The sequence below is a fragment of the Camelimonas lactis genome (assembly GCF_004342915.1).
GTDB classification, from domain to species: Bacteria; Pseudomonadota; Alphaproteobacteria; order Rhizobiales; family Beijerinckiaceae; genus Camelimonas; species Camelimonas lactis.
This window is the reverse complement of the sequence record NZ_SLWL01000011.1, coordinates 144,882-171,275: the sequence shown is the minus strand read 5'-3', so window position 1 is coordinate 171,275 and position 26,394 is coordinate 144,882. Positions and strand designations below refer to the sequence as shown.

Sequence of the window (26,394 nt, the reverse complement as noted above, 5' to 3'; positions counted from 1 at the left end):
GCCTCCGCCAAAAAACGGAGGTCTAGCAGGACTGGCATACTTTTATATCGGTGAGGCACGCCAGAAAATGGCGCACTTTATTCCCGGTGTTCTCAGGCTGGCCCGGCTGCCAGTCGGCCGGCGCCAGCTTCTCGCCCGAATAGGTGGCTTGCAAGGCCGCCACCATCCGCACCATCTCGTCGACCGAACGCCCGATCGTCAGAGGGTAATGGGTGATCGCCCGGATCACGCCTTCCGGGTCGATGAAATAGCTCGCCCGAACGCCCGCGCTGTCTTCAGGCGCTTCGTCGATCATGCCGTAGGCTCGGCCTACGAGCATCGAGGGATCTTCGATGACTGGGAAGGGAATGTCGACCGAGAACAGCTCGCGGATGGCGCGGCTCCAGGCGAGATGCGCATAGAGACTGTCGACCGATAGTCCCAACAGCGCACAGTCGAGAGCCGCGAACCGGTCATGCGCCTTAGCGAGTGCAACGAACTCCGTCGTGCAGACGGGCGTGAAATCGGCCGGGTGCGAGAAGAATACCAGCCACCGGCCCTTGAAGTCGGAAAGCCGAACCGGGCCCTGGGTGGATCGGGCTTCAAAATCAGGGGCGGCGTCGCCCATTCGCAAAGCGGGAGAGGAAATACTGGTCGATACGTCGTTCATTGAAGTCATGGTCTCGAAAGCGTCATGACCGAGTTTGTCACACGCCCGTCGGGTTGACGCAATACGATTACACAATTACACAATTTGATAAACAGATAAATAGCGATCGCCTGACGGTGGTATGGCCGTCCGTTCGCAGCAGTTCGGGAACGAACGATAACGTCCAGGATCTTGGCATTCCGATCTGATCTCGAGCCCTGAGCAGACAGAGGGCCTTATGATGAGATATTGGAAGTCCACTGCTTGCCCGGCATCCGCGCGTCCTTCGATGGAAAGAGAAGCGCGATGTTTGATGCCCGGCTGTCGGTAAGAATTCAATTGGGCTTCATTGTCAGCTTCCATTTCATCTTTCCAGTACGCTCTATTGGCCTTGCAGTCGGTCCAAATTCTGACCTTCGGTTTGTCCGGAGGTCGCAACGCCAATTTGATAGACGTCAGCAAAAAATTGCGTCTTGGCGACATTGGATTATGTCCCCATCCAGATCGTGGGGCAGAAGCGTCACGCTACAATATCCGAGAATGCTATTTCTCGCGCTTACAAACTGCTGACAACGCGCCGTCATCGAAGCTGTGTCAGCAAAAAAGCGCCCCGTAGGGCGCTTCTTAAGCTTTTGATTTTCATGAAGAAAACTGGAGCGGGCGAAGGGATTCGAACCCTCGACCCCAACCTTGGCAAGGTTGTGCTCTACCCCTGAGCTACACCCGCTTCCGTCAGCAGCGTCGCCGCCGATGGCCGCTATGTGCCCTGGAACGCGGGCGGACGCAAGGGGAGATGTCGCGCGCCCCATGAAAAAGTGTGACGCGCCGCCCGGGATGTGGACAACAGGAATGGGCAGCCCCATGCAGGCGGCCAGCCGCGTCGCTGGCCGTCGACGGGTTGCGTGCCGGCTGCTTTCCTGTGCCGGCGGCTTTTGAGGGCTGGCGCCTTTCGAAGTCTGGCGGCGTCGCGACCGGTCCGCCTTGCCCGGGCGTCCGGGCGGCGGCGCGTAATTGTCTGCCGCGAATTGCGTCGCTGGAATTGTTTTCTGGCCGGGGAGGCCCCATTTTGACGGGCAGAAAATGATGTGGCCGCCGTGACCGGAGAAATCCGCCGGGCGCGCGCGGCTTTGCAGGACGCCGTTGCAAACGGGGCCTGTCGCCAGGGACGCCATTTGCCAGAAGCCATTGCCAGGAACCCCGCTGCCCATGACCGAGTTGCCCATGACCGACCAGACCACGCCAGCCCCCGCCGCGACCTCCGTCAAGGATGTGACGACGGCAAGCTTCGCCGATGACGTGATCCGCGCCTCGATGAATGCGCCGGTGCTGGTGGACTTCTGGGCGCCCTGGTGCGGGCCGTGCAAGCAGCTGGCGCCGGCGCTGGAGAAGGTGGTGGCGGCCTCTGGCGGCAAGGTGTCGCTGGTCAAGATGAATATCGACGATCACCCGGAAGTGGCGGGCCAGATGGGCATCCAGTCGATTCCGGCCGTGATCGCCTTCAAGCGCGGCCAGCCGGTGGATGGCTTCATGGGCGCGGTTCCTGAAGGGCAGATCCGCTCTTTCATCGAGCGCCTGGTCGGGCCGCTGGGGCCGACGGCGATTGATGCGTTGCTTGCGGATGCGGCGGCGCTTGACGCGGCCGGCGACGCCCAGGGCGCCGCGGAGCTTTACGCCGCCGTGCTGCAACAGGAGCCGGACAACCCTGACGCCATCTCGGCGCTGGTGAAGCTGCATGTGAAGCTGGACGACCTGGAGGGCGCCCGCAGCTTCCTCGCGCTCGCCCCGGCGGACAAGGCCAACCACCCAGCCATCGCCTCGGCCCGTTCGGCGCTGGAGCTGGCGGAGCAGGCTGGCGATCTTGGCCCGGCGGCGGAACTGGAGGCGCGGCTCGCCGCCAATCCCGATGACCATGAGGCGCGTTTCGATCTGGCGCTGGCCCACAACGCCCGGGGTGATCGCAAGGCCGCCGTGGAGGAGTTGCTGACGCTTTTCCGCAAGGACCGGGCGTGGAACGATGAGGCCGCCCGCAAGCAGCTGGTGCAGTTTTTCGAAGCGTGGGGACCGAAGGACCCTGCGACCCTGGCGGGCCGGCGCCGCCTGTCGTCGCTGATGTTTGCCTGAGCGACCGAAAGCCCGGGCAAAAGTTCAGAAAAGAGGCATCTTGCCGTGGTTATGAACGCTGTCTATCGCAGTCCCCAGGACTGCCCGCTGACGATTCCGCTGTTTCCGCTGACGGAAGCGTTGCTGTTGCCGCGTGGCGAGATGCCCCTGAATATCTTCGAGCCGCGTTACATGGCCATGGTTGATGACGCGCTGGCTGGCCGCCGCGTCATCGGCATCATCCAGCCGTTGAAGGAAGAGGATGCGTCGCCCGCGCCGGAGCTTTACGCCATCGGTTGCGCCGGCCGCATCACCCATTTCGCCGAAACCGGCGATGGGCGCTATCTCATCACCCTGACCGGCGTGGCGCGCTTCCGCCTGACGGACGAGCTGGCGGTGACGACGCCCTATCGTCAGGCGCGGGTCGACTACCACCCGTTCTGCAACGATTTTTGCGCCCGCGCCGGCGAGGAAGACGTCAACCGCGACGCCGTCATCGCCGCGCTGGAGGCATTCGTGAAAGCGCGTGGCCTGCGCATCGACTGGCGTGGCGTGCGCACCGCCTCCAACGAGGCCCTGGTCAACGCCCTGTCGATGATGAGCCCCTACGGCATGCGTGAGAAACAGGCGCTGCTGGAGGCGCCGGACCTCAAAACCCGCGCCGAGATGCTGGTGGCCATCACCGAGATCGAGCTGGCGCGCGGCGGCGCCGGCTCAGACCCCTCGCTGCAATAGGCGGCGCTGGACGAGACGCACGACATTTCAACTGGAAGCACCCATGACCGGCCAGACCGACGCCCAGAACCAGGACAACCCCGCCCATCCCGCCACCCGGCTTGACCCGCGCCTGCTCGAATTGCTGGTGTGTCCGCTGACCAAGGCGACGCTGGAATATGACGCGGAGCGCCAGGAGCTGATCAGCCGCCAGGCGCGCCTGGCCTATCCGATCCGCGACGGTATTCCGATCATGCTGCCCGATGAGGCCCGCCCGCTGTAAGCGGCGCGGTTCTTGCGCCGCTCAGGCCCGCACGACTTCCACGTCCCAGGCCGGCGCGCCGTTGACGTGGCGTTCATGCACGATCACCTGGTCGCCGTCACGCAGGCGGCCGAGGTTTTCCTCGCGATCCGGCAGCACGATGGTGGTGCTGTCGCCGGTCACCACCAGCACCTGGCGGCGGCCGGCCGTCGCCGCGGCGGCCCAGGCCCGGATCTGGCTGAACCACGGTTCGCGCCGCCAGACGCCGGCCGCTCCGGGATCGGTCTGCACCACCAGCCGGGCGCCGCCGTGCTCCGTGTACAGCACCAGCTTGCTGCGATCCGGCCGCCATTCCTCTCCCAGAAAGCCCTCGCCGAGCCACAGGCACGAGAACGTCCGGCACTCGTCCGGGCGCGCCTCATAGGCGTCGCACCCCTTGCCCGGCTTGCAGTGCGGGCACCAGCGCCCGCGCGGCTTGTCGAGCGCGGCGATGCCCATCACCTTGCAGCACAGGGTGCAGGGGCCGCACGTGCGCGCCTGCGCGGACGTCTGCAATCCCGACAGGCTCATGACGCTCCCTCTGGTTGATTGTGACGCCCCGACACTGCCGTCAGGCGGGCCTGCTTTCAAGCCGCGCCGCCCGACAGCCTGTTGCGGGCGTGCTCCTGCGCCTCGACCACGGCGATGGCGGTGATGTTGACGATGCCGCGCGCCGTCACCGAGGGGGTGACGATGTGCGCCGGCTGCGCCGGGCCGATCAGGATGGGGCCGACTGGCAGGGCGTCGGCCACCGCCCGCGTCATCTGGAAGGCGATATTGGCGGCGTCGAGGTTCGGCATGATCAGCACGTTGGCCGCGCCCTTGATGCGCGCGCCCGGATAGACCTTGTCGCGCACCATCTCGGACAGCGCCGTGTCGGCGGCCATTTCACCGTCGATCACCAGCTCTGGCGCCCGCTCGCGCACCAGTTCGAGCGCCGCCCGCATCTTGCGGGCCGAGGGCGAATCGGAGGAGCCGAAATCCGAGTGCGACAGCATCGCCATCTGCGGCTCCATGCCGAAGCGCGCCACATGGCTGGCGCAGGCGATGGCCATGTCGGCGAGTTCTTCCGCGTTCGGGTCCTGGCGCACATGGGTGTCGGCGATGAAGAACGGCCCCTTGCTGGTGATGACCAGCGACAGGGCGGACATTTCCTTGATGCCAGGCGCAAGGCCGATGATGTCGCCGATGTGCCGCAGCCGCGACTGGAAGCGCCCTTCAAGGCCGCAGATCATGGCGTCGGCGTCGCCGCGCCGCACCGCCAGCGCCGCGATCACCGTATTGTTGGTGCGCACCAGCGTGCGGGCGGCGTCCGGCGTGATGCCCTTGCGGCCGGCCACATCGAGATAGGCGGCCACATAGTCCCGGTAGCGCGGGTCGTCCTCCGGGTTGGTGAGGTCGAAATCGACGCCTTGGCGAATGGTGAGGCCGAAACGCTTGATGCGCGATTCCACCACCGCCGGACGACCCACCAGGATGGGATGGGCCACCCCGTCCTCGACAATCGCCTGAACGGCGCGCAGCACGCGCTCATCCTCGCCCTCCGCATAGATGACGCGCATGGGATTTTCCCGGGCGCGGCTGATCAGCGGTTTCATGACGAAGCCGGAGCGGAACACGAAGCGCGTCAGGCTGTCGGCATAGGCTGCGATGTCGGCCAGGGGCCGGGTGGCGACGCCGGTGTCCATCGCCGCTTTGGCCACGGCGGGAGCGATGCGCAGGATCAGGCGCGGATCAAACGGATTGGGAATCAGCGAACGCGGACCAAATGGCTGCGCGCCGCCGCCGGCCGTCGCCACCATGTCGGAGGGCGCTTCGCGCGCCAGAGCGGCGATGGCGTGGGCCGCCGCCAGCTTCATCTCCTCATTGATGGTGGTGGCCGCGACGTCCAGCGCGCCGCGGAAGATGAAGGGGAAACACAGGACGTTATTGACCTGGTTGGGGAAATCGGAGCGCCCGGTGCAGATCATCGCGTCCGGGCGGGCCTTTTCCGCCTCATCCGGCATGATCTCGGGATAGGGGTTGGCCAGCGCCATGATCAGCGGCCGCGGCGCCATGGCGGCCAGCATCTCCGGCTTCAGCACGCCGCCGGCGGAGACGCCGAGGAAAATGTCGGCGCCGGGGATCACCTCGGCCAGGGTGCGCTTGTCGGTGTTCTGGGCGAACACCGCCTTCCAGCGGTCCATCAGCACCGGGCGGCCTTCATAAACCACGCCCTCCAGGTCCGTGACCCAGATATTTTCCCGCTTCGCGCCGAGCGACACCAGCAGGTTCAGGCAGGCGAGGGCGGCCGCCCCGGCGCCCGAGGCGACGATCTTGACGCTGGCGATGTCCTTGCCGGCCAGCGCCAGACCATTGGTCACCGCCGCCGCGACGATGATGGCGGTGCCGTGCTGGTCGTCGTGAAACACCGGAATCGACATGCGCTCGCGCAGCCGCTCCTCGATCTCGAAGCACTCCGGCGCCTTGATGTCCTCAAGATTGACGCCGCCGAAGGTTGGCTCCAGCGCCGCCACCACATTGATCAGCCGCTCCGGGTCATGCTCCGCCACCTCGATGTCGAAGACGTCGATGCCGGCGAATTTCTTGAACAGGACGGCCTTGCCCTCCATCACCGGCTTGGCGGCCAGCGGCCCGATATCGCCGAGGCCGAGCACGGCGGTGCCGTTGGACAGCACCGCCACGAGATTCTGGCGGATGGTCAGGCGGGCGGCCTCCGCCGGGTCAGCGGCGATGGCCTCGCAGGCGGCGGCGACGCCTGGCGAGTAGGCCAGGGCGAGGTCGCGCTGGTTGCCGAGCGGCTTGGTCGCCTTGATCTCCAGCTTTCCGGGCTTCGGGTGGCTGTGATAGACAAGGGCCCCGGATCGCAGATCGCTCGACAGTTTCGCGCCCACAGTATGTCCTCCGCATGCGCAGCCCCCGGGGCGCGCGCCAGATGTCAGATGGTGGGCGGCCTTATGGCATGATTCCGGTTTCTGTATGGTGAAGCCCGGGTGACGTTTTGCATCCCCGCCGCCGGTTATCGGCCGCAGCGCTGGTTGCTCTTGCCGGATGAGGACATTTGTCCGCGCCTGTGGGGACAATGGCTTGACGCTGCCGCCGCGCGCCATTATAGCTCCGGCACTTCATGGAATTGTCGGTCAAGCAAGCTGTCCGCCATTTGGGGACCGCGCCGCTTCGCCGTTGAGCAGGACAACGATCATGGCCCGCCGTTGCGAGCTGACTGGGAAGGCCGTTCTGACCGGCCATCTCGTGAGCCACTCCAATCGTAAGACCAAGCGCCGGTTCCTTCCGAACCTGTGCAATGTGACCCTCCAGTCGGAGGCCCTTGAGCGCGCCGTTCGCTTCCGCGTCAGCGCCGCCGCCCTCCGCACGGTCGAGCACCGCGGCGGCCTGGACGGCTTCCTCGCCAAGGCTTCGGCTTCCGAGCTGTCGCAGGGCGCGCTCGCCCTGAAGCGCGAGATCGAGAAGAAGGCCGCCGCCGCCAACTGAGGCGCGACGGTCGCATGACCCGACGCCAGACGTCAGGGCGTGCGTGAACACAAGGGCATGGCTCCGGTTGCGGAGCTGGATTAGCCCGAAGGAAAGGCGGCCCTGGCCGCCTTTTTTGTTGTCTGGCGTCGTATTGCTCCGCTACGGGGGACGGGCTTTTCGTGCTCCCCAGGCTGCGCCGGGCTCTGATTTTGCAGGCTGCGCCGGGCCTGACCTGGGCTGCGTCGGGCCTGACCTGGGCTGCGCCTGGGCCTGGGGCTTCCCAGGCTGCGCCTGCCTTGCGCGGCGCCGCGCTGGCGTCCATGCGACGTCGCGCCGGATGCGGGGCCGCCGCGCGATCAGTCTCCCAGCCCTCCGCGCCCAAAACAAACGGCGCGGTTGCCCGCGCCATCCAGTTTCCGTCAGCCGGCTGTCGCCGCAAAACCCTACCGGCCGCGCGCTGTTCGCGGCGCGCGGCCAGCGCGCGGCGCCGGGGTCTCATCAAACAGCTCCGCCAGCTTGTCGGTCATGGCGCCGCCCAGCTCCTCGGCGTCGACGATGGTGACGGCGCGCCGGTAATAGCGGGTGACGTCGTGGCCAATGCCGATGGCGATCAGCTCCACCGGCGAGCGCTGCTCGATCTCGGCGATGATCTGGCGCAGGTGGCGCTCCAGATAGTTGCCGGGATTCACCGACAGGGTGGAATCGTCCACCGGCGCGCCGTCCGAGATCACCATCAGGATCTTGCGCTGCTCGGGCCGCCCCAGCAGCCGCTTGTGGGCCCAGTCCAGCGCCTCGCCGTCGATGTTTTCCTTCAGCAGGCCCTCGCGCATCATCAGGCCCAGATTCTTGCGCGCCCGCCGCCACGGCGCGTCGGCGGCCTTGTAGATGATGTGGCGCAGATCGTTGAGGCGGCCCGGGTTGGCGGGCTTGCCCGATTGCAGCCAGAGCTCGCGCGACTGGCCGCCCTTCCAGGCGCGGGTGGTGAAGCCCAGGATTTCGGCCTTGACGCCGCACCGCTCCAGGGTGCGCGCCAGCACGTCGGCGCAGGTCGCCGCCACGGTGATCGGCCGGCCGCGCATCGAGCCGGAATTGTCGATCAGCAGCGTCACCACCGTATCGCGGAAGTTGGTGTCTTTCTCCTGCTTGAACGACAGCGCCTGGAACGGGTCGATGATGACCCGCGGCAGCCGCGCCGGATCGAGCATGCCCTCTTCGAGGTCAAATTCCCAGGCGCGGTTCTGCTGCGCCTGCAGCTTGCGTTGCAGGCGGTTGGCGAGGCGGGCCACCACGCCCTGCAGATTGGCCAGCTGCTTGTCCAGATAGCCGCGCAGCCGCGTCAGCTCTTCGGGATCGCACAGTTCCTCGGCGGTCACCACCTCGTCGAAACGCGGGGCGTAGGCCTTGTAATCCGTGGCGCGATTGTCGCCGGGCTTCGTCTGCGGCGGTCGCGGCGTCTCGCCGGAGCTTTCGGAATCGCCGAGGTCCGATTCATCGGGAAGTTCGCCAGGCGGGGCGTCGTCCGCCTCCATGGCGCCTTCCTGCATCTCCTCGGAGACATCCTCGGACAGCTCCGCGTCGCCGCGTTCGCCCGTGTCCTGCTGGTCGCCCTCGCCCTGCTCCTGGTCGGCGCCCGATTCGGGGGCGTCTTCCTGGCTGTCGTCATCGTCCTCGCTCTCATCGGCGTCGAGTTCGTCGGCGATGTCGAGGCTTGAGAGCAGTTCACGCACCGTGCGGGCGAATTTCTTCTGGTCGGTGAGTGAATCGAGCAGGGCGTCGAGGCTGGCGGCCGCCTTGTGCTCAACCCCTTCGCGCCACAGGTCCACCACGCGGCGGATGGCGGGCGGCGGCGGCAGGCCGGTCAGGCGCTCGCGCGCCAGCATCGCCAGCGCATCGGCCAGCGGCGCGTCGGCCCGGTCGGCGACGTGCTGGAGATTGGCGCGGGCGTAGCGGTCCTCCAGCATGGCGGCGATATTGCTGGCCGATCCGGTCATGCGGCGGCTGCCGATGGCGTCGACGCGGGCCTGCTCCACCGCGTCATAGACGGCGCGGGCCTGCGGGCTTTCCGGCGCGAATTTGCGGTGCACCGCGTCGTCATGGCAGGCGAGGCGCAGCGCCATCGAATCGGCGTGGCCGCGCATCACCGCCACGTCCGCCGCCGACATCTTGCGGGGTGGTTCGGGAATGCGGGCGCGGTCAACGACCAGGCTCGGCTTGTCCGTGCCGAAGGTCACCTCCAGCGTCGCATTGCCGGCCATGGCCCGCATGCAGTCGCCAACGGCCCGCTTCAGTGGCTCGGTGGGGGTGGGCCTGGCGCCCGCCGGGCGGGTGTTCGGGATCGTCACGATCGCCTGTTCCCTGTCAAAGCGTTCGCTGGCGAGGCGGCGGCCGCCTGGCCAGCAGGACGCATCAGATCAAAATGGCCGGCCGCCGCCCCGCCCGATCCGGCGTGCTCCGGGCCTTTCACGCCGGGCCGCTGGCCGGGCGCGAAAGGCGTCGATGTCGCCGGGCCGCGTTTCGGGGGCGGCGCCCCGGTTCATCCGGTCGGGCGGCGCGCGTTACGAACATCTCCGGCGCGCGCGTCGTCCAGGTCTGTCAGGCCAGCGCCAGATTGGCGGCGCTTTCCGGCAGCTCCTTGCCGAAGCAGCGCTGGTAGAACTCCGCCACCAGGGCGCGCTCCAGCTCGTCGCACTTGTTGAGGAAGGTCAGGCGGAACGCCATGCCCACGTCGCCAAAGATGCGGGCGTTCTCGGCCCAGGTGATGACCGTGCGCGGGCTCATCACCGTGGAGAGGTCGCCGTTCATGAAGGCGTTGCGGGTCAGGGCGGCCAGCCGCACCATGCGGTCGACCGTGTCGCGGCCCGTGGCGCTGTCGCGATAGTGCGGCGCCTTGGAGAGCACGATGTCCACCTCGCGCTCGTGCGGCAGGTAGTTCAGCGTCACCACGATCGACCAGCGGTCCATCTGGCCCTGGTTGATCTGCTGGGTGCCGTGGTACAGGCCGGAGGTGTCGCCGAGGCCAACCGTGTTGGCCGTGGCGAACAGGCGGAACGACGGGTGCGGGTGGATGACGCGGTTCTGGTCGAGCAGCGTCAGCTTGCCGGAGACTTCCAGCACGCGCTGGATCACGAACATCACGTCGGCGCGGCCGGCGTCATATTCGTCGAACACCAGGGCGACGTTGTTCTGCAGCGCCCACGGCAGGATGCCGTCGCGGAACTCGGTAATCTGCTTGCCGTCCTGCAGGACAATGGCGTCCTTGCCGACCAGATCGACGCGCGACACGTGGCTGTCGAGGTTGACGCGCACGCACGGCCAGTTGAGGCGCGCCGCCACCTGCTCGATGTGGGTGGATTTGCCGGTGCCATGGTAGCCGGTGATCATCACGCGGCGGTTGAAGGCGAAGCCGGCGAGAATCGCGAGCGTGGTCTCGCGGTCGAACAGGTAATCGGGGTCGATTTCCGGCACATGCTCGTCGCGGGCGGAGAAGGCGGGAACCTCCATGTCGGAAACGATGCCGAAGAGCTCGCGGACGGAGACTTTCACATCCGGAACGCCGGATGACGCGCTTGGGGCTTGCATGTAATTCCTCGATCAGCAGCCGGCCTGGTGGTCCTTTGATTCCGGCGTCCCGCCTGACCCGGGGGGTGGCGCGAACGCGGGAATCAAAAGACCACCCACATGATGTTTCCGGCGGCCTGCGAATTTGGCTTTTGAAAGTGCGCCCGGGCGGGCCGGATATCAAAGGTCAAACGCATGTCGCCAGGCCCGGGAGCGTGGTCCGGTCATCTGGCGGCGGAACGCCGCCATACGACATGGGGACCCCCGGCCGTGACCGGAGACGGGTCCGCCATCTGGATGTGAACGCCAGAACCTGCCCGGATAAAGGGCCGGCCCGGCGCTGCTCCCGATATGGGCGCGCCGCCAACGCACAGGCGACACTCACAGTTCTAGAACCCGTTTGCCCGGGGGGCAATGTTTCGGGCTCATGACAGGGGCGCCGAGCGGCGTTTTTGTCGGGATTCGGGGCGGCGCGCCGTTGCGGGCAGGCTGGAGGCCGGGATTTTCCGGGACGGGCGGTCAATCCGCGTCGTCGCGCCCGCCCGCGTCCCCATTGTCCGGCGCAGCTTTTTGCCTGCGTGAACTCAGCAGAGGCCCTGGGCGCGCAGCACGCCGTGCGCCTTTATGATTTCCTGGAACCGCGCCTCGAAACTGCGGTCGCCGCCATTGGCGTCGGGGTGAAAACGTTTCACCAGCAATTTGTAACGCGTCTTGATGGCGGCCGCGTCGGCGTTCTCGTCAAGGCCGAGCGTCTCCAGCGCCTTGCGGGCGGCAAGCCCGACGCGCGGCGCCGTCGCCGGGTTGCGCTGCGCCGCCGCGCTGCGGAACAGGTTGAAGGGGTCGGCGACCCGGCCGCTCGTATCGATTTTCGAGCGCATGCCGGCGGAGCCCTTGACGCCCATCTTCCAGGTCGGGCGATGCCCCACCTGGTCCGCCTTCTGGTGGCTGGCGACGGCGTCGTCATCCATGCCATTGAAATAGTTGTAGGACTGGTTGTAGGCGCGCACGTGCTCAAGGCAAAAGCGCCAGTACTGCCCCTCCCGCTGTCGCCCCTTGGGCGCGCGGTGCAGGCCAGGTTCGCGGCAGCCCGGATGGTCGCAGGCCGCCGTCTGCGGCCGCGGCTCTTCTTCCTTCTTGCGACTGGCGCGGATGCGGTCAAAGAGGGGTGAATTGAAATCCATTTGTCCGTGCGTCTTGCAATCCCGGCGCATGGCCCGGAGCGAAGGCGCGCTCCGTTCCGGACGTATGCGTCCACACAAAAAGGCAGGGCGAACTCCGGCGGGGGCCGCACGGCGCTTCGCCCTGAAACATGGCCCGGTCCCCGAAGGGCTGGCCCAACATTCCGGCCCGAAACCTCTCGCCGAAATTTCTGGCCGGTCATTTCTGGTCCCCCGGCGCCAGAGCCGGAACGACGTCAGGTCCCGGCCAGATCCCCGGGGCATGCCGATCAGGTTCTCGCGTCGGGTCGCGCCTGCGCCGGGCGCAGCTGTCCGGCTCCGACCCCGGGCGCGCGGGAAGGGCGTGGCGGCGGGGCGGGCAGTCCGTCGCCGTCGCGGGCTTTTGTCGGGATCAACGATCCCGCGCGGCGTAACGCCGCCAGTATCGCCAGGCAAATCCCCTCCACCCCGGTGCAATCCGGGTCCTGGCGGGCGCACATGATAACAGACGCGGCCAGCCCGCGCACGCCACGAAAATCACCGCAAGGGCCCCCGTGGCTGTCGCCATGGGAACGCCTGCCTCAATTCCCGCCTGAAAACATGGCGAAAACACTGGCCGCGCCGGCTCGGCTCCAACTATGGCGCGGGGTCTGGCGCCGGTGGAAAAACGGTGGTCAAAATAGTCGCCGCGCCGTACCGGCAGGTTTTCAGCAACAGTTGCGGCGGCCCCGCGTTTCCGGCGGGGCAGAAGGCTTCACGCCAGAAGGAGCAAACCATGACGCGCGCAGACCTGATCCGCGATCGTCTTCAGGCGGCGTTCACACCGCTGGCGCTGGAGGTCGTTGACGATTCCCACCGGCACGCTGGCCATGCCGGAGCGCGGCCGGAGGGCGAAACCCATTACTCCGTATACATTGTGTCGGCCGCCTTCAGCGGCAAGTCCCGGCTGGAGCGGCACCGTATGGTCAACGCCGAACTGGCGGACCAGCTGACGCCGGACCGCATCCACGCCCTGGCGATAACCGCGCGCACGCCCGATGAACCGGGCCAGGCTGGCGGCGCCCGGGACCCTGCCTGAAAATCCGCCCGGAGCCGTCACTTGAAGTTTGCGCCTGAAAGGTCCGGGAGCCTGAGGGCGCGACATAACGGACAAGCCACGCCGTCGCGCGCGCCATAATCCGGCAGGTCGCCTGTCCGGCTGCCGGCCGGGGCGGCTTTGGTCATGGCGGCGCCACCGGTTGTTGTTGGTTCAGGCTTTTGAGATTGGAGGAGGTCGCCGTGGGCGGATTATCGATCTGGCACTGGCTCATTCTAGTTCTTCTGGTGGTCGTGCCGCTGTTTTTCGTGTTGCGCAAGCCGCCGGCGGGCCCCAACCGGTTCGGCGCGGAGCCGGGCCAGCCGCATGATTTCCCGGCGGCGATCGCGAGCTTTTTCAGAAATTACGCTTCCTTCTCGGGCCGGGCGAGCCGCTCGGAATTCTGGTGGCCCGTTCTCATGTCAATCTGTGTTTCGTTGATCCTTGCGATCATCGACCGGTCGGGCGTCATGGAGTCGCTCTGGAGCCTGGCGGTTTTGCTACCGATGCTGGCCGTCTCGGCGCGCCGTTTGCACGACCTCAATCGCAGCGGCTGGCTGCAATTGCTGTCGCTGTTGACGCCGATCGGCCTTATCGGGGTGCTCGTCTGGTACGCCACGCCGCCGCGCGACGCCGTGGCCGCCGACGCGGGTTTCCATCAAGGCGCGGGGCCCCAGGATACGTGAACAGGCCGGAACTGGGGTCAGGGACCGGCCGTGACCAGCGTCCAGTACACCCGGTATTTCGAGCCCGGCCGGGCGCTGGCGGCGGCGACGCCCATGCGTGTGGCGCGCGGGTTCAGCATGGCGGCGTTGTGGGCCGGCGAGTCGCGCCAGCCGGAAAACGCTTCCGCCATGGTGCGGTAACCGGCCGACATGTTGACCATTGGCGCGCTGACGCCACGGCTGGCGAGGGCGCGGCGCAGGGCGTCGGCGGAGGCCGGCGCGTCGCGACCGGCCATGGCGGTTGCCTCACGGCTGGCCAGTGCGGTCAGTTCCGGGTCGAGGTCCAGTGGCGCGAGGCCATGGCGCTGGCGGAAGAGATTGATGGTCTGGGCCGCATCGGCCCCATCAAGGCGCGCGCCCGGTTCACCGAGGTTGGCGTAAAACGCCGGCTGGCGCGTTGCGGGTGCGGGCGGCTGGCTGGCGCAACCCGCCAGCACGGCGGCGACGGCCAGCGCCGGGATCGCCACGATGCTGGAGCGGAAAAGGGAGCGGGGAGGGACGGGGGGCAAGGGGCGGCTCCAGGTTCGGGGCATTTCCGGGAAAAGCGATGGCTTTTCATCAGATAAACGCGCCGCATTGATGGGCGCGCGGCCCGGGCCTGTCGGTCGCCGGGCGCGCCGCGCACCCTGCCTGTCCAATCGTCAAGAGTCCGTTGCCGGCTGCCCGGGCGTTGCGGCGCCGGCCGTGCGTCCCGCTGGCGCGGCGCGTTCGCCGATGGCGCGCTGCAGGTCCTCTGGCAGCAGCAGGCGCACCTCGCTGAGCGCCGGCCCGGGCGTCGCATAAATCCCGGCCTCGGTCAGCGCCGCGAAGATCCGGTAGTTCAGATCGCTGCGGATTCGCGACATCGCCTCCACGTCAGAGAAGCAGCGCAGGTCGTATTCCTGCGTCGTCGTGGTGAAATTGCTGAACAGCACCGTGGGTTTCGGCTCGCGCAGCACATCCGGGTGGGCGTTGGCGCATTTCAGCAGCAGATCAGCCACGACCTGGGGATTTTTCTGGAAGCCCGTGCCGACGGTGATGGCGATGCGCCCGGTGCGGTTGTTGCGCAGCCAGTTTTTCACCGTTCCCGAGACCAGGGTGGAGTTGGGCACGATGATCGAGGCGCGCTCGAAGGTCTGGATTTCCGTGGCCCGCACGCTGATGCGCTTCACATAGCCCTGTTCGGCCCCAACCACGATCCAGTCGCCGACGCTGATCGAGCGGTCCCACAGCAGGATGAGGCCGGAAACGAAATTGTTGACGATCGATTGCAGGCCAAAGCCGATGCCGACCGACAGGGCGCCGGCGACGATGGCGATGCGGTCAAGGCTCAGGCCGAAATTGGCCAGCGTCGCCGCCACCACGATGAACACGCCCAGATAGCCCGTGGCGGTGGTGATGGAATTGCGCAGGCCCGAATCGAGATTGGTCGCCGGCAGGAATTTCTGTTGCAGCCAGCCCTGGAAGGCGCGGGTGACAATAACGCCGACAACCAGCAGCGCGAGGCCCCACAGGATGCTGACTGGCGAGATGTTGAAGCCGGCCACGCTCAGCCCGAAAAACACGTTGCGCACCGAGCCGATGAAGTCAGTCGACTGGATGCCAAACGGGGCCAGGGCCAGCAGCGCGGCCAAGGCGATGAGCGTGATGCGCAGCACGCCGGCGAGCACCACGCCCAGCTGTTGCAGCGAGCGCTTGCGCACGCCGACGGTCGTTTGCATCGCCAGCGACATCCGGCTGTTGTCGCCAAACGCCTGGTCGATGCCCTCATCGACCATCACCAGCAGCAGCTTGAGCACGGCGAGCAGCGTCAGCGTCCACAGGGTCTGGTTGATCAGAAAATTCGCCAGCGGAATGAAGCCCGCCGCTGTCGCCGCCAGGATCAGGAATGCAAGGATCCACGCCCCGAGCCGCCACACGCCCGTGGCCGCGCCGCCAGCCGGAATGTAGGGGCCGAGGCTTTGCTCCTCGCAGTCGACGCCATCGCGCATCCGCCGCAGCATGCGCACGAGCACCAGCGCGACGCCGGCGTTGATGACGGCGTCCAGCGCTGTCGCCGTGGCCCGGTCGCCACCGCTGGCTTCCAGCACCTCGCCCAGCGCCCAGCCGGCCACCACCAGGCCGACGGCGGCCGTCAGCGCCCTGGCCACCGGCCCAGCGGTCTGGTCGGGAATGGCGAGAATGCGCCATTGCGGCGTGTTCGGCGCCAGCAGGGCGACGATGAGCCCACGCATGAGGGTGACGGCGACGATGGCCTGGAGCACCGAACGGATCAGCGGATCGACGCTGGCCGGGGTGAGGCCGCTGCCATCGAGGCCGAGATAAAGCAGCCAGCAGCCCAGCGCCACGGCGGCCGTGTCGCTGACGGTGACGAAAAGGCCGGAGACAGCGCGCCGCAACTGCCCGGGCGCGTTGTAGCTGATGATGCGGGCGTGCAGCCGCCGCAGCAGGAAACGCCGGGCCAGCCAGACCAGCCCGAGCGCGACCAGCGACAGCCCGAAGGGCAACATGCGCCGGTCCGCGATGCGCTCCTGCAGCGCCGACAGCCAGTCCGAACCGATGGTGACCAGGGCTTTCAGGTTGGATGGGGCCGCCGTCGCCACGAAAGACCACAGCTCAGGGCTGAAAATACTCCAGGTGTGATCGAACAGGGCGTGGGTGAACTGGCTGCGCCGCTCGCCGGACACGGTTTCCGCCAGCTGGTTCGCCTGAAGCAGCAGGGCGTGGCCGATCCGGGCCGTGTCGCTGATCTCGCTGTAATTGTGCTGGCGGTTTTCGCGTTCAGCGGCGGCTTCGGCCGTTTCCGGCCCATCTTTCTTCTCATCCGGCTTGGGTCCAAGCTGGTCCAGAAGGGCCTTGGCGGCGTTGGCGCGCTGGGTCAGCGGGCCGAGGGCGCCCTGCAACGCCGCTGTCGATGTGGCCAGCTGGCTGCGCAGGTCATCGAGCTGGGCGCCGGTGTGGTTGCGTCTGGCCAGCACGGTTTCGATTTCCGCCAGCCGCACCTTCTCCCGGTCGAAAACCACGCGTGCGGAAGCCAGAAGCCTGGCCCGGGCCTCCGCTGAAATGCGCGTCGCCTCATCAACAGAGGGGGAAGCGGGCGGCGCCGGCGCTTCGGCGGCGGGCGTTGCTGGCGCGGCGGGCTGCTGCGGGCCAGGTTGCTGTGGGCGGGGCTGCTGCGGGCCGGATTGCTGTGGGCCGGATTGCTGCGGCGCGGTGGGGCTGGTCTGGCCCACCGCCAGTTGCCCGGGAAGCATCGCGGCGAACAGCGCCAGCAACGCCAGGGCGCCCAGCCCTGGCCGCCGCCTCGTCCGCGCCGCGCCCTGAAACCGCTTCACTATCGCGCCTGCCATGCCTGCTCCCGTCTGACGCGTGGACATCCCTTCCGGCGCCGCCGGAACCACCGCGATGGGGGCATCGCGTCAGCCTCGCGCCGTCTGCCAACGCGGACTGTCAGGCCGGAAGGGCGGGGTTATCCCGGAAAATCCTTGTGACGCATGACAATGGCGGAATTTGTGTGGCGGCGCTATTGCGCCGGCGTGCGCGCGGCCGGTGGCTTTTTGCGCCGAAGCCGGGCGAAACCGGCGCCCGTCGCGTCGGAAAGGCGCTCCATGTAGATGTACAGCACCGGCGTGATGTACAGGGTCAGCAACTGGGACAGCAGCAGGCCGCCGACCACGGCGACGCCCAGCGGCTGGCGCAGCTCGGCGCTGGGTCCATGGCCGATGGCGATCGGCAGCGTGCCGATCAGCGCCGCCAGCGTGGTCATCATGATCGGCCGGAAACGCATCAGACACGCCTTGTAGATCGCCTGTTCCGGCGTTTCGCCGCCGCGCTGCAACTGCAACGCCACGTCGATCATCATGATGGCGTTCTTCTTGACGATGCCGATCAGCATCAGGATGCCGATCATGGCGATGACGCTGAGATCCATGCCGAAAATTTCAAGGGAGATCAGCGCCCCCACGGCCGCCGAGGGCAGGCCGGTGAGGATCGTGAAGGGATGGATGAAGCTCTCGTAGAGCATGCCCAGCACGATGTAGATGGTCAGCACCGCCGCCAGCAGCAGCAGCCCCTGGTTGCCCAGCGCCGCCTGGAAGATGCTGGCGTCGCCCGACCAGGTGGTCGAGATCGTCTCCGGCAGGTTCATGCCCTGCTTGATGGCGTCGATCCGATTGGTGGCGTCGCCCAGCGAGACCCCCGCCGGCAGGTTGAACGACAGGGTGACGGCGGGAAGCTGGCCGAGCTGGTTTACCGACAGGGCGCCGACCGTGCGGTCGATGCGCGCGAAGGCGCCGACGGGAACCAGCTTGCCGCTGGCCGAACGCACCCGCACCGTGTCGAGCAGCTCGTCGCTCCACTGCATGCCGGGGTCGAACTGCAGGATCACCTGGTAGCTGTCGCCGGTGCTGTAGATCGTCGATATCTGCCGGGCGCCGAAGCCGCCGTAAAGCGTGGAGCGCAGCCGGTCGGCGTCGACGCCCAGCGCCAGCGCCTTGTCGCGGTCCACCGTCAGGGTTGATTGCAGCGCATTGATCTGCAAATCGGAGGCGACGTCGAGAAACAGGCGGTCGCGCCGCAACGCGTCGGCCATTTTCGTCGCCCAGCCATACAGTTCGTCCTGGTTCAGGCCCTGCATGACGAACTGGTACTGGCTGCGCGAACGCGTCGCGCCAAAGCGCAGGTTCTGGGTTGGCGTGACGAAGGTGGTGATGCCCGGGATCCTGGCCAGTTCGCGGCGCAGGTCCGCGAGCACCTGGTCCAGATGGCCACGCGCGGTCTTTGGCTTCAGTTCGACGAAGCCGCGCCCCTGGTTGAGGGTGCCGCCGGTGGCGCCGATCACCGAAGCCACGTGCGCCACGTGCGGCGAATTGCGGAACACATCCTCGACCCGCCGTTGCAGGCCGGCCATCTCCTGCAGCGAGATATCCTGGCGCGCCTCGGTGTTGAAGTTGAGCTGGCTGATGTCCTCGGTCGGGAAGAACCCCTTCGGGATGGTGATGAACATCCACACGGTGGCGATAACCGTGATGATGAACACCGTAAAGGTGACCGGCTTGGCCCGCAGCGCCGCCTGGAGCGTGCGGTCATAGGCGGAGAGCATGGCGTCGAAGCCGCGCTCCAGCAGGCCGGCGAGGCCGGCGCGCGCCTCCTCATGGGTCAGCGGCGGCGGCAGGATGCGGGCGCACAGCATCGGCGTCAGCGTCAGCGACACGAAAGCCGAGGCCAAAAGGGCGCACGACACCACGATGGCGAATTCGTTGAACACCCGCCCGACCACGCCGCCCATCAGCAGCACCGGAATGAACACGGCGATCAGCGACAGGGTCATCGACACGATGGTGAAGCCGATCTCCCGCGAACCGTCGAGCGCCGCCTCCCACGCGGATTTCCCGTATTCCTCCATGTGGCGGTAGATGTTCTCCACCATCACGATGGCGTCGTCGACGACAAGGCCCACCGCAAGCGTCAACGCCAGCAGCGAGATATTGTTGATGGAGAAGCCGAACAGATACATGGCCCCATAGGCGCCGATCAGCGAGATCGGCACGGCTAGGCTGGGAATGATGGTGGCGTAGATCCGGCGCAGGAACAGCAGGATCACCAGCACCACCAGCGCGATGATCAGATAGAGCGTGAACTGCACGTCGGCGACCGCCTCGCGGATCGAGACGGAGCGGTCGATCAGCGTGTGCAGTTGCGCCGCCGGCGGCAATTGCGCCTGGAAAGCCGGCAGCATCGCCTTCACCCGGTCCACCACCTCCACCGTGTTGGCGTCGGGCTGGCGGTAGACGGCGAGCACGATCGAGCGCACCCCGTCATAGGTGCTGGCGGTCTTGTTGTTCTCCACCGAGTCGATGACGTTGGCCACGTCGCGCAGCCGCACCGGCCGGCCGTTGGCGTAAGACACGATGATGTCGCGGAACTGGGCCGCCCGCATCATCTGCGTGTTGGTCTGGATGGTGATGCTCTGCTGGTCGTTGTCGATGGTGCCGACCGGCGTTGAGGAATTGGCGGCGGCGATGGCCTGCTGCAACTGGTCAAGGCCGATGCCGCGCGCCGCCAGGGCGTTGGCGTCCACCTGCACCCGCACGGCGAATTTCTGCGAGCCGAACACCAGCAACTGGGCGACGCCGTTCACCGTCGAGACCGCCGGGGAAATCACCTGCTGGGCGAAGCGGTCCAGCTCCGGCAGCGGCAGCGTCGAACTGGTCAGCGCCAGCAGCAGCACCGGCGCGTCGGCCGGGTTAACCTTGCGGAAGCTCGGCAGGGTGGTCATTTCCACCGGCAGTCGCCGCTGGGCGGCGGTGAGCGCCGCCTGAACGTCGGCCGCCGCCGCGTCGATATTCCGGTTCAGGTCGAACTGGATATTGATCGTGCTGGAGCCGAGCGAATTGGTGGTGGTGATCTGGTCAATGCCGGCGATGGTGGCGAACTGCTTGATCAGCGGCGTCGCCACCGAGTTCGCCATGGTGTCCGGCGAGGCGCCGGGCAGGGTGGCGGTTACGGAAATGACCGGAAAGTCCGTGCGCGGCAACGCCGCCACCGGCAACTGCCGGTAGGCGAACAGGCCGCCAACAAGCAACGCCGCGCACATCAGGATGGTGGCGACAGGCCGGCGAATGCAGAATTCTGAAATGTTCACGTCGCCTTGCTCCTGGCGCCGCGCGCCGCCGCGCTGGTCCCGGACGGAGCGGGTCGCGCCATCGGGGAAGTCGCGGTTAAATCAAAGTCGTCGGGCGAAACCCTGGCTCCCGCCGGGTTCCGCTGCGCTCAGGTCGGATTGGCCCTGTCAGCCGGCGCGCGCGGCGCCCCCGTCCGGGCCAGGTCTTCCTTTTCCGCGCTCTTGTCGGGCGCCCGCAGGGTTTCGTTCACCCGCACGCCGGGCCCGACCCGCTGCTGGCCCTCGACGATCACATGCTCGCCGGGACTGACGCCGCTGCTGATGGCGGTGCGCCCCTCCAGCGCCGCGAACACCTTGACGGGTCGCGAGTCAACCTTGCCGTCCCGGCCCACCACATAAACGAAGGGTGAGTCCTGGCCCTGCTGAACGGCCACGGTCGGCACGACGGTCGTGTCCGGTCGCTGGTCCAGGTCCAGCGCCACGTCGACGAACATGCCCGGCCACAGCCGCAGGTCCCTGTTGGGGAAGGTGGCGCGGGCGACGATGGTGCCGGAGCCGGTGTCGACGGCGTTGTCGACGAAGTCCACCACGCTGTTCGCCAGCTCCTCCCCGGAGTTCGGCGACATCACCCGCACCATCGGCGGCTGCCGGAGCATCACCGCGCGCAGGGCGGCGAGGTCGCGCTCCGGCAGCGTGAAGGTGACGCGCACGGGCTGGATCTGGGTGATGGTCACCAGTCCCTGGCCCGAGAGGTCGCCGGCCCCGACCAGATTGCCCGGTGGAACGCGCACGGCGCCAATGCGGCCGGCCATGGGCGCGGTGATTTTCGTATAGCCAAGCTGAAGCTTGCTCGCGGCCAGCGCCGCCTGCGAGCCGGCGAGCGCGGCGGCGGCGCTGCGGGCGTTGGCGACGGCGAGGTCCACCTGCGACTGGGCGGCCGCGTTGCGCGCCGCCAGCTGCCTGACGCGATCCTGGTCGGCGTTGGCGCGGGCGAGCAGGGCGGTGTCGCGGGCCACGGCCGCCTCATCGCGCGCCACGGCGGCGCGGGCTTCCTTGTCGTCCAGGGTGAACAGCGGATCGCCCGCCTTCACCATCTGTCCGTCCTGGATGTGCTGCTCGATGATCTGGCTGGCGATGCGCGAACGCACGACGACCGAGGCTGGCGTTTCAATGACGCCGATGGCGCGGCGGCGCACGGGGAAGGTTTCGGAGGTCGCGGCGGTCGTGATCACCGCCACGCCAGACCTGCCGGCCTGCCGGTGGTTTTCCGCGGTTTTGCCGGCCCCGCCCTGACGCTGGACGTAATACCAGCCGCCGCCGGCGACAGCGGCGATGGCCAGGGCGATGACAACAGGGCGCAAGCGCATCGGATTCCGGTCCCTTCGGGGGCTATGGGGCGTCAGGCCCCCACGTGTGATCGGGCGACGCCCGGAAAAGCCGGCGCTTCAGCCCCTGTGGCGCATGACAACCTTGCCAGCGCGCAAAAGCAACTTTGCTGCAGGTTTCGCCAGCGCGGGCCGTCCCCTGGGGCCCCCGGGGTCTCCTGGCTCCCCTGGGTCCACGCTGGCGCTGATATCAGGCGCCTTCATGTCAAATGCCCAAATTGCGTGTCAAATGAGCATTTTGTAATGTTCGCGCCCGCATCGGTCAGCCGCGGGCGAGGGGGTGCAGGTCACGCACCACGGATTTCAGCCGTTCATCCAGTATATGGGTGTAGATTTGGGTCGTGGCGATGTCGGCGTGGCCAAGCAGTTCCTGCACAATACGCAGATCAGCCCCATTGTGCAGCAGATGGCTGGCGAAAGCGTGGCGAAGCACATGCGGGCTGATCCGCGCCGGATCAATGCCCGCGGCGGCGGCGACGTCCTTCAGGTCGCGGGCGAAGGCCTGGCGGGTCAGATGACCGCTGGCGCTGTCGGACGGGAACAGCCAGGGACTGGCCGGCGCCGGCGCCGGCGGTTTCCTTGGTCGCCCCCGCCTGGGGGCCGGTTTTTCCGCCGCCGCGTTCTCCGCGGCCTGCGGCGGGTCAGGCGGCGCGCCGGACGCCTGGGGGGCGGCGGCTTCCTGCGCCGCCTCCCGCCAGCGTTGCATGGCGGCGCGGGCCGCGTCGGTGAGGGGCGCCAACCGCTCCTTGCGGCCCTTGCCCGTCACCACCAGAAAGCGCTCGCGGGTGTTCGCGGCCGAGGCCGGCAGCGACACCAGTTCAGAAACACGCATGCCGGTGGCGTAGAGCAGTTCGAGGAGGCAGCTCATGCGCGCGGCGCGCAGCCGCGCCAGGCGCGGCCGCCCGGGATCACCCAGGCCCTCCCGCGCCGTCGCCAGCAGCCTGTCCACCTCGGCGATCGACAGCACTTTTGGCAACGGCCGGCCCAGTTTTGGCCCATCGATGGCGATGGTGGGGTCGTCGGCCCGCTCGCCTTCGCTGTACAGAAACTTGTGCAGCTGGCGGGCGGCGGAGAGCCGTCGGGCCGCCGACGAGGCCTTCAGGCCGCGTTCATGCAGGTCGGCGATCCAGCGGCGCACGGCGCTGGCGTCGGCGTCGACCGGCGACAGCCCCTCGCCAGCGAGAAATTCCGTATAATCGTCGAGATCGCGACGATAGGCGTCGAGCGTATTGGCGGCGGCGCCGCGCTCCGATGCGAGCATGTCGAGAAACAGGTCAACAGCGGCGTCAGCGCGCATGGCCGGCTCCTGTGGGGGCTTTGTTGTCCGCCGGCAACCGGATCGTGGTGGTGATTTCGCGCGGCGTCGGCGTGACCAGGGTGGCCAGCGCCGTCATGGCGGCCGCGACCACCGCGCCGGCGACGGCGAGAATGGCCAATAGGCGAAAAAGCGTCGGCATCCGGCCCCCCGGGCGGCGATCCTGGCGGAAAACAGGCGCATGCGGGCGCCTGGCCCATATTGCGGCCCGTCTGGCAGCAAACAGTTAACGCCCGCGATTTTCGCCAGATTTTCCCGGTTCGGGGCGGGCGCGCGGACCAGTCACGGCAAGACAGTTTCGTGAAGGCATGGTATCGACAGCCCATGACGTTGCAACAGACTTCCGCTGAAAGACCGGACGCCTCCGCCGATTACGAGCGGCTGCGCCGTGGCCTGCGCGGACGCTCCCTGGTTCTGGTTGGCCTGATGGGCTGTGGCAAGAGCACGGTTGGCCGCCGGCTGGCCGCCCGGCTCGATCTGCCGTTCGTCGATGCGGACGCCGAGATCGAGCGCGCCGCCGGCAAGACCATTCCCGAGATTTTCGCCGCCCATGGCGAACCGTATTTTCGCGATGGCGAGCGCCGGGTGATCGCCCGGCTGCTGGCCGAGGGCGGCCATGTTCTGGCCACCGGCGGCGGCGCCTTCATGGACACCACCACCCGCGCCCTGGTGCGCGCCCGGGGCATCTCCGTCTGGCTGAAAGCTGATCTGGACGTGCTGATGAAGCGGGTGCGCAAGCGCGGCAACCGGCCGCTGCTGCAGACGCCGGACCCGGAAGGGGCCATGCGCCGGCTGATGGACGAGCGCTATCCGGTTTACGCCGAGGCCGACCTCACCGTGCATTCCCACGAAAGCCCGCACGAGGTCGTCGTCGATGACGTGATCGCGGCGGTGCTGGATTATCTGCCGGGCATCCGGCCTATCGAGAAGGACACCCGGGCATGACGACGGCGGCCTCCGCGGCGGCGGCGCAGGCGCAAACGGCGGACAATGGCGGCGAACGCGTGATCCGCGTGGCGCTGGCTGAACGCTCCTATGACATTCGCATCGGCCGCGGCCTGCTTGATGGCCTGGGCGGCGCCGTCGCCCGGCTGGCGCCTGGCGCCAATGTGGCGATCATCACCGATGAGAATGTGAATCGCGTGCTGGGCGAACGCGCCCGCGCCAGCCTCACCCAGGCCGGCCAGCGGGTGGAAACCATCGTGCTGCCGCCGGGGGAGGCCACCAAGAGCTGGGACCATGTCGGGCAGGTCTGCGAGGCGCTGCTGGCGGCGAAAATCGAGCGTGGCGATATTGTCGTCGCCCTGGGCGGGGGCGTCATCGGTGATCTCGCTGGCTTCGCGGCGGCAATCGTGCGTCGCGGCGTGCGTTTCGTCCAGGTTCCGACCTCGCTTCTGGCCCAGGTCGATTCCTCGGTGGGCGGCAAGACCGGCATCAACTCGCCCCATGGCAAGAACCTGATCGGCGCCTTCTACCAGCCGTCGCTGGTGCTGGCCGACACGGCTGTGCTCGACACCCTGCCGGTGCGCGAACTCCGCGCCGGCTACGCCGAGGTGGCCAAATACGGCCTGATCGACCAGCCGGAGTTCTTCGCCTGGTGCGAACAGAACTGGCAGGGCGTGTATGATGGAACCGACGCCCGCGAATACGCCGTCGCGACCAGTTGCGCCGCCAAGGCCGCCGTTGTCGCCCGCGATGAAACCGAAACCGGCGACCGGGCCCTGCTCAACCTCGGCCACACCTTCGGCCACGCCCTGGAGCGGCTGACGCACTATGACTCGGCCCGTCTGGTTCATGGCGAGGGCGTCGCCATCGGCATGGCCCAGGCCTTTCGCTTCTCCGCCCGGCTCGGCCTGTGCGCCCCGGCTGACGCCGATCGCGTCGCCCGCCATCTGGCGGCCGCCGGCCTGCCGGTGCATCCCGCCCAAATCCCTGGCGGCGTCGGGACGGTGGATGAAGTGCTCGAGGCCATGGCCCAGGACAAGAAGGTGTCGCGCGGCGCCCTGACCTTCATCCTGGCGCGGGGCATTGGCCAGAGCTTCATCGCCAAAAATATGCCGCGCGATGACGTGCGCGCCTTCCTGGAGGCCGATATGGCGGGCGGCCCCGGCGTCTGACCCGTTTGCCCCGGCGAACGGGCCGCCGCTCCCTGTTGCAGGCGTGACCCCAAATGAAAACGCCCCCTTGCGGGGGCGTTTTTGTATCAGGGGCGCGAACGCCTCACAGCCAGGGGCGGTTGCCGGCGATGCGCTGTTCGTAGGCGTCGATGGCGGGGCCGCGCGCATGCACGGTCTCGCCGATGTCATCAAGGCCGTTCAGCAGCTTTTGCTTGCGCTGCGGGTCGATCTCGAACTTCACCACGCCGCCATCGGGGCCACGGATTTCCTGGGCTTCCAGGTCAATGGTCAGGGTGGCGTTGGCGCCGCGATTGGCGTCGTCGAACAGCTTGTCCAGGTCCTCGCGCGAGACAATCGCCGGCAGCAGACCGTTGTTGAAGCAGTTGTTGTAGAAAATGTCGGCGAACGACGTGGAGATCACGCAGCGGATGCCGTAGTCGACCAGCGCCCACGGGGCGTGCTCGCGCGAGGAGCCGCAGCCGAAGTTGTCGCCGGCGACAAGGATGGTGGCCGCCTTGTAGCCCGGCTTGTTCAGCACGAAGTCCGGGTTGTCGGAGCCGTCCTCGTTGTAGCGCATCTCCGAGAACAGACCCGTGCCGAGGCCGGTGCGCTTGATGGTTTTCAGATACTGCTTGGGAATGATCATGTCGGTGTCGACATTGATGATTTCCAGCGGGGCGGCGACGCCCGTCAGCGTGGTGAACTTCTGCATCCTGTTTCTCCAGCCGCCAGCGCGGCCTGAAAGCATTTTCAGGAAAAGTGGCGGCCACTTTCCATGAAGAAAATGCGTCAAATAAAAAGAACCGTTCAGGTCGCGTCCGCTGCGGCCTCGATGGCTTCCATGTCATCGTCCGAGAGGCCGAAATGGTGGCCGATCTCGTGGACGAGAACGTGGGTGACGATGTCCCCGAGGGTTTCCTCATGCTCGGCCCAATAGTCGAGGATGGGCCGACGGTAGAGGAACACCTGGTTGGGGAACTGCCCGGTGTGCTGGAACGCTCCGCCCTGGGCCAGCCCCAGACCGTGAAACAGCCCGAGCAGGTCGAACGGCGTTTCACAATCCATGGTCCGCATGGTGTCCTCGTCAGGAAAATCCATGACGCGGATCACCACGCCGGCGCACATGTCGCGGAACTCCTGCGGCAGGGCGGCGAACGCGTCGTCGGCCATCCGCTCGAAGTCGGCGATGGTGGGCGCCGTCAGGCTGGCGATCCGGGCGGGATCGCCAGCGCTTCCGTCGGCAA

At 67.4% G+C, this 26,394-nt stretch carries 23 protein-coding genes and 1 tRNA gene; 8 read left to right on the top strand and 16 right to left on the bottom strand.

Annotated elements, in window-relative coordinates; genetic code table 11:
* Window positions 1-22: 22 nt before the first annotated feature.
* The 3 genes from EV666_RS13110 to EV666_RS13100 all read right to left on the bottom strand — a co-directional run bounded on the left by EV666_RS13110 (window position 23) and on the right by EV666_RS13100 (window position 1,355).
* The gene (locus EV666_RS13110) at window positions 23-649 is read right to left on the bottom strand and encodes a peroxiredoxin (protein WP_132008686.1); all 627 of its coding nucleotides are present in this window, start codon (window positions 647-649) and stop codon (window positions 23-25) included.
* Window positions 650-724: 75 nt separating this feature from the next.
* A complete protein-coding gene (locus tag EV666_RS18275; protein WP_164056794.1) occupies window positions 725-991 on the bottom strand; it encodes a hypothetical protein in 267 nt (88 codons plus the stop codon).
* A 289-nt stretch (window positions 992-1,280) separates the two neighbouring features.
* A tRNA-Gly gene (locus EV666_RS13100) sits at window positions 1,281-1,355 on the bottom strand.
* 479 nt (window positions 1,356-1,834) lie between these two features.
* Between EV666_RS13100 and trxA the strand changes: the two genes are divergently transcribed.
* From trxA to EV666_RS13085, 3 genes are read left to right on the top strand one after another with little or no spacing between them, the layout of a single operon-like run.
* A complete protein-coding gene (gene trxA, locus EV666_RS13095) occupies window positions 1,835-2,749 on the top strand; it encodes a thioredoxin (protein WP_245514407.1) in 915 nt (304 codons plus the stop codon).
* Between the two features lie 45 nt (window positions 2,750-2,794).
* Window positions 2,795-3,463, top strand: a complete 669-nt coding sequence (locus EV666_RS13090) for an LON peptidase substrate-binding domain-containing protein (protein WP_132008679.1) — start codon at window positions 2,795-2,797, stop codon at window positions 3,461-3,463.
* A 43-nt stretch (window positions 3,464-3,506) separates the two neighbouring features.
* Window positions 3,507-3,725, top strand: a complete 219-nt coding sequence (locus EV666_RS13085) for a Trm112 family protein (RefSeq protein ID WP_132008676.1) — start codon at window positions 3,507-3,509, stop codon at window positions 3,723-3,725.
* Between the two features lie 21 nt (window positions 3,726-3,746).
* Here EV666_RS13085 and EV666_RS13080 read toward each other — a convergent pair whose 3' ends face one another.
* A complete protein-coding gene (locus tag EV666_RS13080) occupies window positions 3,747-4,274 on the bottom strand; it encodes a hypothetical protein (protein ID WP_132008673.1) in 528 nt (175 codons plus the stop codon).
* 56 nt (window positions 4,275-4,330) lie between these two features.
* A complete protein-coding gene (locus EV666_RS13075) occupies window positions 4,331-6,637 on the bottom strand; it encodes an NADP-dependent malic enzyme (RefSeq protein WP_132008671.1) in 2,307 nt (768 codons plus the stop codon).
* Between the two features lie 307 nt (window positions 6,638-6,944).
* Here EV666_RS13075 and rpmB point away from each other — a divergent pair, with 307 nt between their 5' ends.
* Window positions 6,945-7,235, top strand: coding sequence for a 50S ribosomal protein L28 (gene rpmB / locus EV666_RS13070; protein WP_132008668.1), 291 nt, complete (start codon window positions 6,945-6,947; stop codon window positions 7,233-7,235).
* 425 nt (window positions 7,236-7,660) lie between these two features.
* Here rpmB and cobT read toward each other — a convergent pair whose 3' ends face one another.
* The 3 genes from cobT to EV666_RS13055 all read right to left on the bottom strand — a co-directional run bounded on the left by cobT (window position 7,661) and on the right by EV666_RS13055 (window position 11,956).
* Window positions 7,661-9,559, bottom strand: a complete 1,899-nt coding sequence (gene cobT, locus EV666_RS13065) for a cobaltochelatase subunit CobT (protein ID WP_132008665.1) — start codon at window positions 9,557-9,559, stop codon at window positions 7,661-7,663.
* 250 nt (window positions 9,560-9,809) lie between these two features.
* Window positions 9,810-10,796: a cobaltochelatase subunit CobS gene (gene cobS / locus EV666_RS13060; RefSeq protein WP_132008662.1), complete on the bottom strand. Its 987-nt coding sequence runs from the start codon at window positions 10,794-10,796 to the stop codon at window positions 9,810-9,812.
* Window positions 10,797-11,359: 563 nt separating this feature from the next.
* Window positions 11,360-11,956, bottom strand: coding sequence for a J domain-containing protein (locus tag EV666_RS13055; protein WP_132008659.1), 597 nt, complete (start codon window positions 11,954-11,956; stop codon window positions 11,360-11,362).
* Window positions 11,957-12,707: 751 nt separating this feature from the next.
* On the opposite strand from EV666_RS13055, the gene EV666_RS13050 reads away from it, so the two are divergent.
* Window positions 12,708-13,010: a BolA family protein gene (locus EV666_RS13050; protein ID WP_132008657.1), complete on the top strand. Its 303-nt coding sequence runs from the start codon at window positions 12,708-12,710 to the stop codon at window positions 13,008-13,010.
* Between the two features lie 200 nt (window positions 13,011-13,210).
* On the top strand, window positions 13,211-13,693 hold the full coding sequence (locus tag EV666_RS13045; protein WP_132008654.1) for a DUF805 domain-containing protein: 483 nt from the start codon (window positions 13,211-13,213) through the stop codon (window positions 13,691-13,693).
* Window positions 13,694-13,710: 17 nt separating this feature from the next.
* Here the strand turns inward: EV666_RS13045 and EV666_RS13040 are convergent, their stop codons facing one another.
* The 6 genes from EV666_RS13040 to EV666_RS13015 form a co-directional block, all read right to left on the bottom strand.
* Complete coding sequence (locus EV666_RS13040; protein ID WP_245514406.1) at window positions 13,711-14,241, bottom strand: CAP domain-containing protein; 531 nt, start codon at window positions 14,239-14,241, stop codon at window positions 13,711-13,713.
* A gap of 132 nt (window positions 14,242-14,373) precedes the next feature.
* The gene (locus EV666_RS13035) at window positions 14,374-17,061 is read right to left on the bottom strand and encodes a DUF3772 domain-containing protein (protein ID WP_132008648.1); all 2,688 of its coding nucleotides are present in this window, start codon (window positions 17,059-17,061) and stop codon (window positions 14,374-14,376) included.
* Between the two features lie 173 nt (window positions 17,062-17,234).
* Window positions 17,235-20,354 (bottom strand): efflux RND transporter permease subunit, encoded by a 3,120-nt coding sequence (locus tag EV666_RS13030; protein ID WP_132008645.1) that lies wholly within the window; start codon window positions 20,352-20,354, stop codon window positions 17,235-17,237.
* A gap of 128 nt (window positions 20,355-20,482) precedes the next feature.
* On the bottom strand, window positions 20,483-21,700 hold the full coding sequence (locus tag EV666_RS13025; RefSeq protein WP_132008642.1) for an efflux RND transporter periplasmic adaptor subunit: 1,218 nt from the start codon (window positions 21,698-21,700) through the stop codon (window positions 20,483-20,485).
* Window positions 21,701-21,980: 280 nt separating this feature from the next.
* Complete coding sequence (locus EV666_RS13020) at window positions 21,981-23,015, bottom strand: site-specific tyrosine recombinase XerD (RefSeq protein WP_132008639.1); 1,035 nt, start codon at window positions 23,013-23,015, stop codon at window positions 21,981-21,983.
* Entirely contained in the window at window positions 23,005-23,175 is a 171-nt protein-coding gene (locus EV666_RS13015; RefSeq protein WP_132008636.1) for a histidine kinase, read from the bottom strand. Before EV666_RS13015 ends, EV666_RS13020 begins: the two co-directional genes overlap by 11 nt.
* A 182-nt stretch (window positions 23,176-23,357) precedes the next feature.
* Between EV666_RS13015 and EV666_RS13010 the strand changes: the two genes are divergently transcribed.
* Window positions 23,358-23,978, top strand: a complete 621-nt coding sequence (locus EV666_RS13010; RefSeq protein WP_132008633.1) for a shikimate kinase — start codon at window positions 23,358-23,360, stop codon at window positions 23,976-23,978.
* Window positions 23,975-25,150, top strand: a complete 1,176-nt coding sequence (gene aroB / locus EV666_RS13005) for a 3-dehydroquinate synthase (RefSeq protein ID WP_132008630.1) — start codon at window positions 23,975-23,977, stop codon at window positions 25,148-25,150. The genes EV666_RS13010 and aroB overlap by 4 nt, the downstream gene beginning before the upstream one ends.
* A 103-nt stretch (window positions 25,151-25,253) precedes the next feature.
* Here the strand turns inward: aroB and leuD are convergent, their stop codons facing one another.
* Both leuD and EV666_RS12995 read right to left on the bottom strand, forming a co-directional pair.
* Window positions 25,254-25,862 (bottom strand): 3-isopropylmalate dehydratase small subunit, encoded by a 609-nt coding sequence (gene leuD / locus EV666_RS13000; protein WP_132008628.1) that lies wholly within the window; start codon window positions 25,860-25,862, stop codon window positions 25,254-25,256.
* 95 nt (window positions 25,863-25,957) lie between these two features.
* Window positions 25,958-26,320, bottom strand: a complete 363-nt coding sequence (locus tag EV666_RS12995) for a metallopeptidase family protein (protein ID WP_132008739.1) — start codon at window positions 26,318-26,320, stop codon at window positions 25,958-25,960.
* Between the last annotated feature and the right edge of the window lie 74 nt (window positions 26,321-26,394).

Bases quoted from the DNA above. Each gene is read 5' to 3' on its own strand.
- EV666_RS12995 (WP_132008739.1), bottom strand. From the start codon at position 26,320: ATGGCCGACGACGCGTTCGCCGCCCTGCCGCAGGAGTTCCGCGACATG.
- rpmB (WP_132008668.1), top strand. From the start codon at position 6,945: ATGGCCCGCCGTTGCGAGCTGACTGGGAAGGCCGTTCTGACCGGCCAT.
- EV666_RS13025 (WP_132008642.1), bottom strand. From the start codon at position 21,700: ATGCGCTTGCGCCCTGTTGTCATCGCCCTGGCCATCGCCGCTGTCGCC.
- EV666_RS13010 (WP_132008633.1), top strand. From the start codon at position 23,358: ATGACGTTGCAACAGACTTCCGCTGAAAGACCGGACGCCTCCGCCGAT.
- EV666_RS13015 (WP_132008636.1), bottom strand. From the start codon at position 23,175: ATGCCGACGCTTTTTCGCCTATTGGCCATTCTCGCCGTCGCCGGCGCG.
- EV666_RS13055 (WP_132008659.1), bottom strand. From the start codon at position 11,956: ATGGATTTCAATTCACCCCTCTTTGACCGCATCCGCGCCAGTCGCAAG.
- EV666_RS13035 (WP_132008648.1), bottom strand. From the start codon at position 17,061: ATGGCAGGCGCGATAGTGAAGCGGTTTCAGGGCGCGGCGCGGACGAGG.
- EV666_RS13110 (WP_132008686.1), bottom strand. From the start codon at position 649: ATGAACGACGTATCGACCAGTATTTCCTCTCCCGCTTTGCGAATGGGC.
- trxA (WP_245514407.1), top strand. From the start codon at position 1,835: ATGACCGAGTTGCCCATGACCGACCAGACCACGCCAGCCCCCGCCGCG.
- EV666_RS13020 (WP_132008639.1), bottom strand. From the start codon at position 23,015: ATGCGCGCTGACGCCGCTGTTGACCTGTTTCTCGACATGCTCGCATCG.
- cobS (WP_132008662.1), bottom strand. From the start codon at position 10,796: ATGCAAGCCCCAAGCGCGTCATCCGGCGTTCCGGATGTGAAAGTCTCC.
- EV666_RS13085 (WP_132008676.1), top strand. From the start codon at position 3,507: ATGACCGGCCAGACCGACGCCCAGAACCAGGACAACCCCGCCCATCCC.
- EV666_RS18275 (WP_164056794.1), bottom strand. From the start codon at position 991: ATGGAAGCTGACAATGAAGCCCAATTGAATTCTTACCGACAGCCGGGC.
- leuD (WP_132008628.1), bottom strand. From the start codon at position 25,862: ATGCAGAAGTTCACCACGCTGACGGGCGTCGCCGCCCCGCTGGAAATC.
- aroB (WP_132008630.1), top strand. From the start codon at position 23,975: ATGACGACGGCGGCCTCCGCGGCGGCGGCGCAGGCGCAAACGGCGGAC.
- EV666_RS13050 (WP_132008657.1), top strand. From the start codon at position 12,708: ATGACGCGCGCAGACCTGATCCGCGATCGTCTTCAGGCGGCGTTCACA.
- EV666_RS13080 (WP_132008673.1), bottom strand. From the start codon at position 4,274: ATGAGCCTGTCGGGATTGCAGACGTCCGCGCAGGCGCGCACGTGCGGC.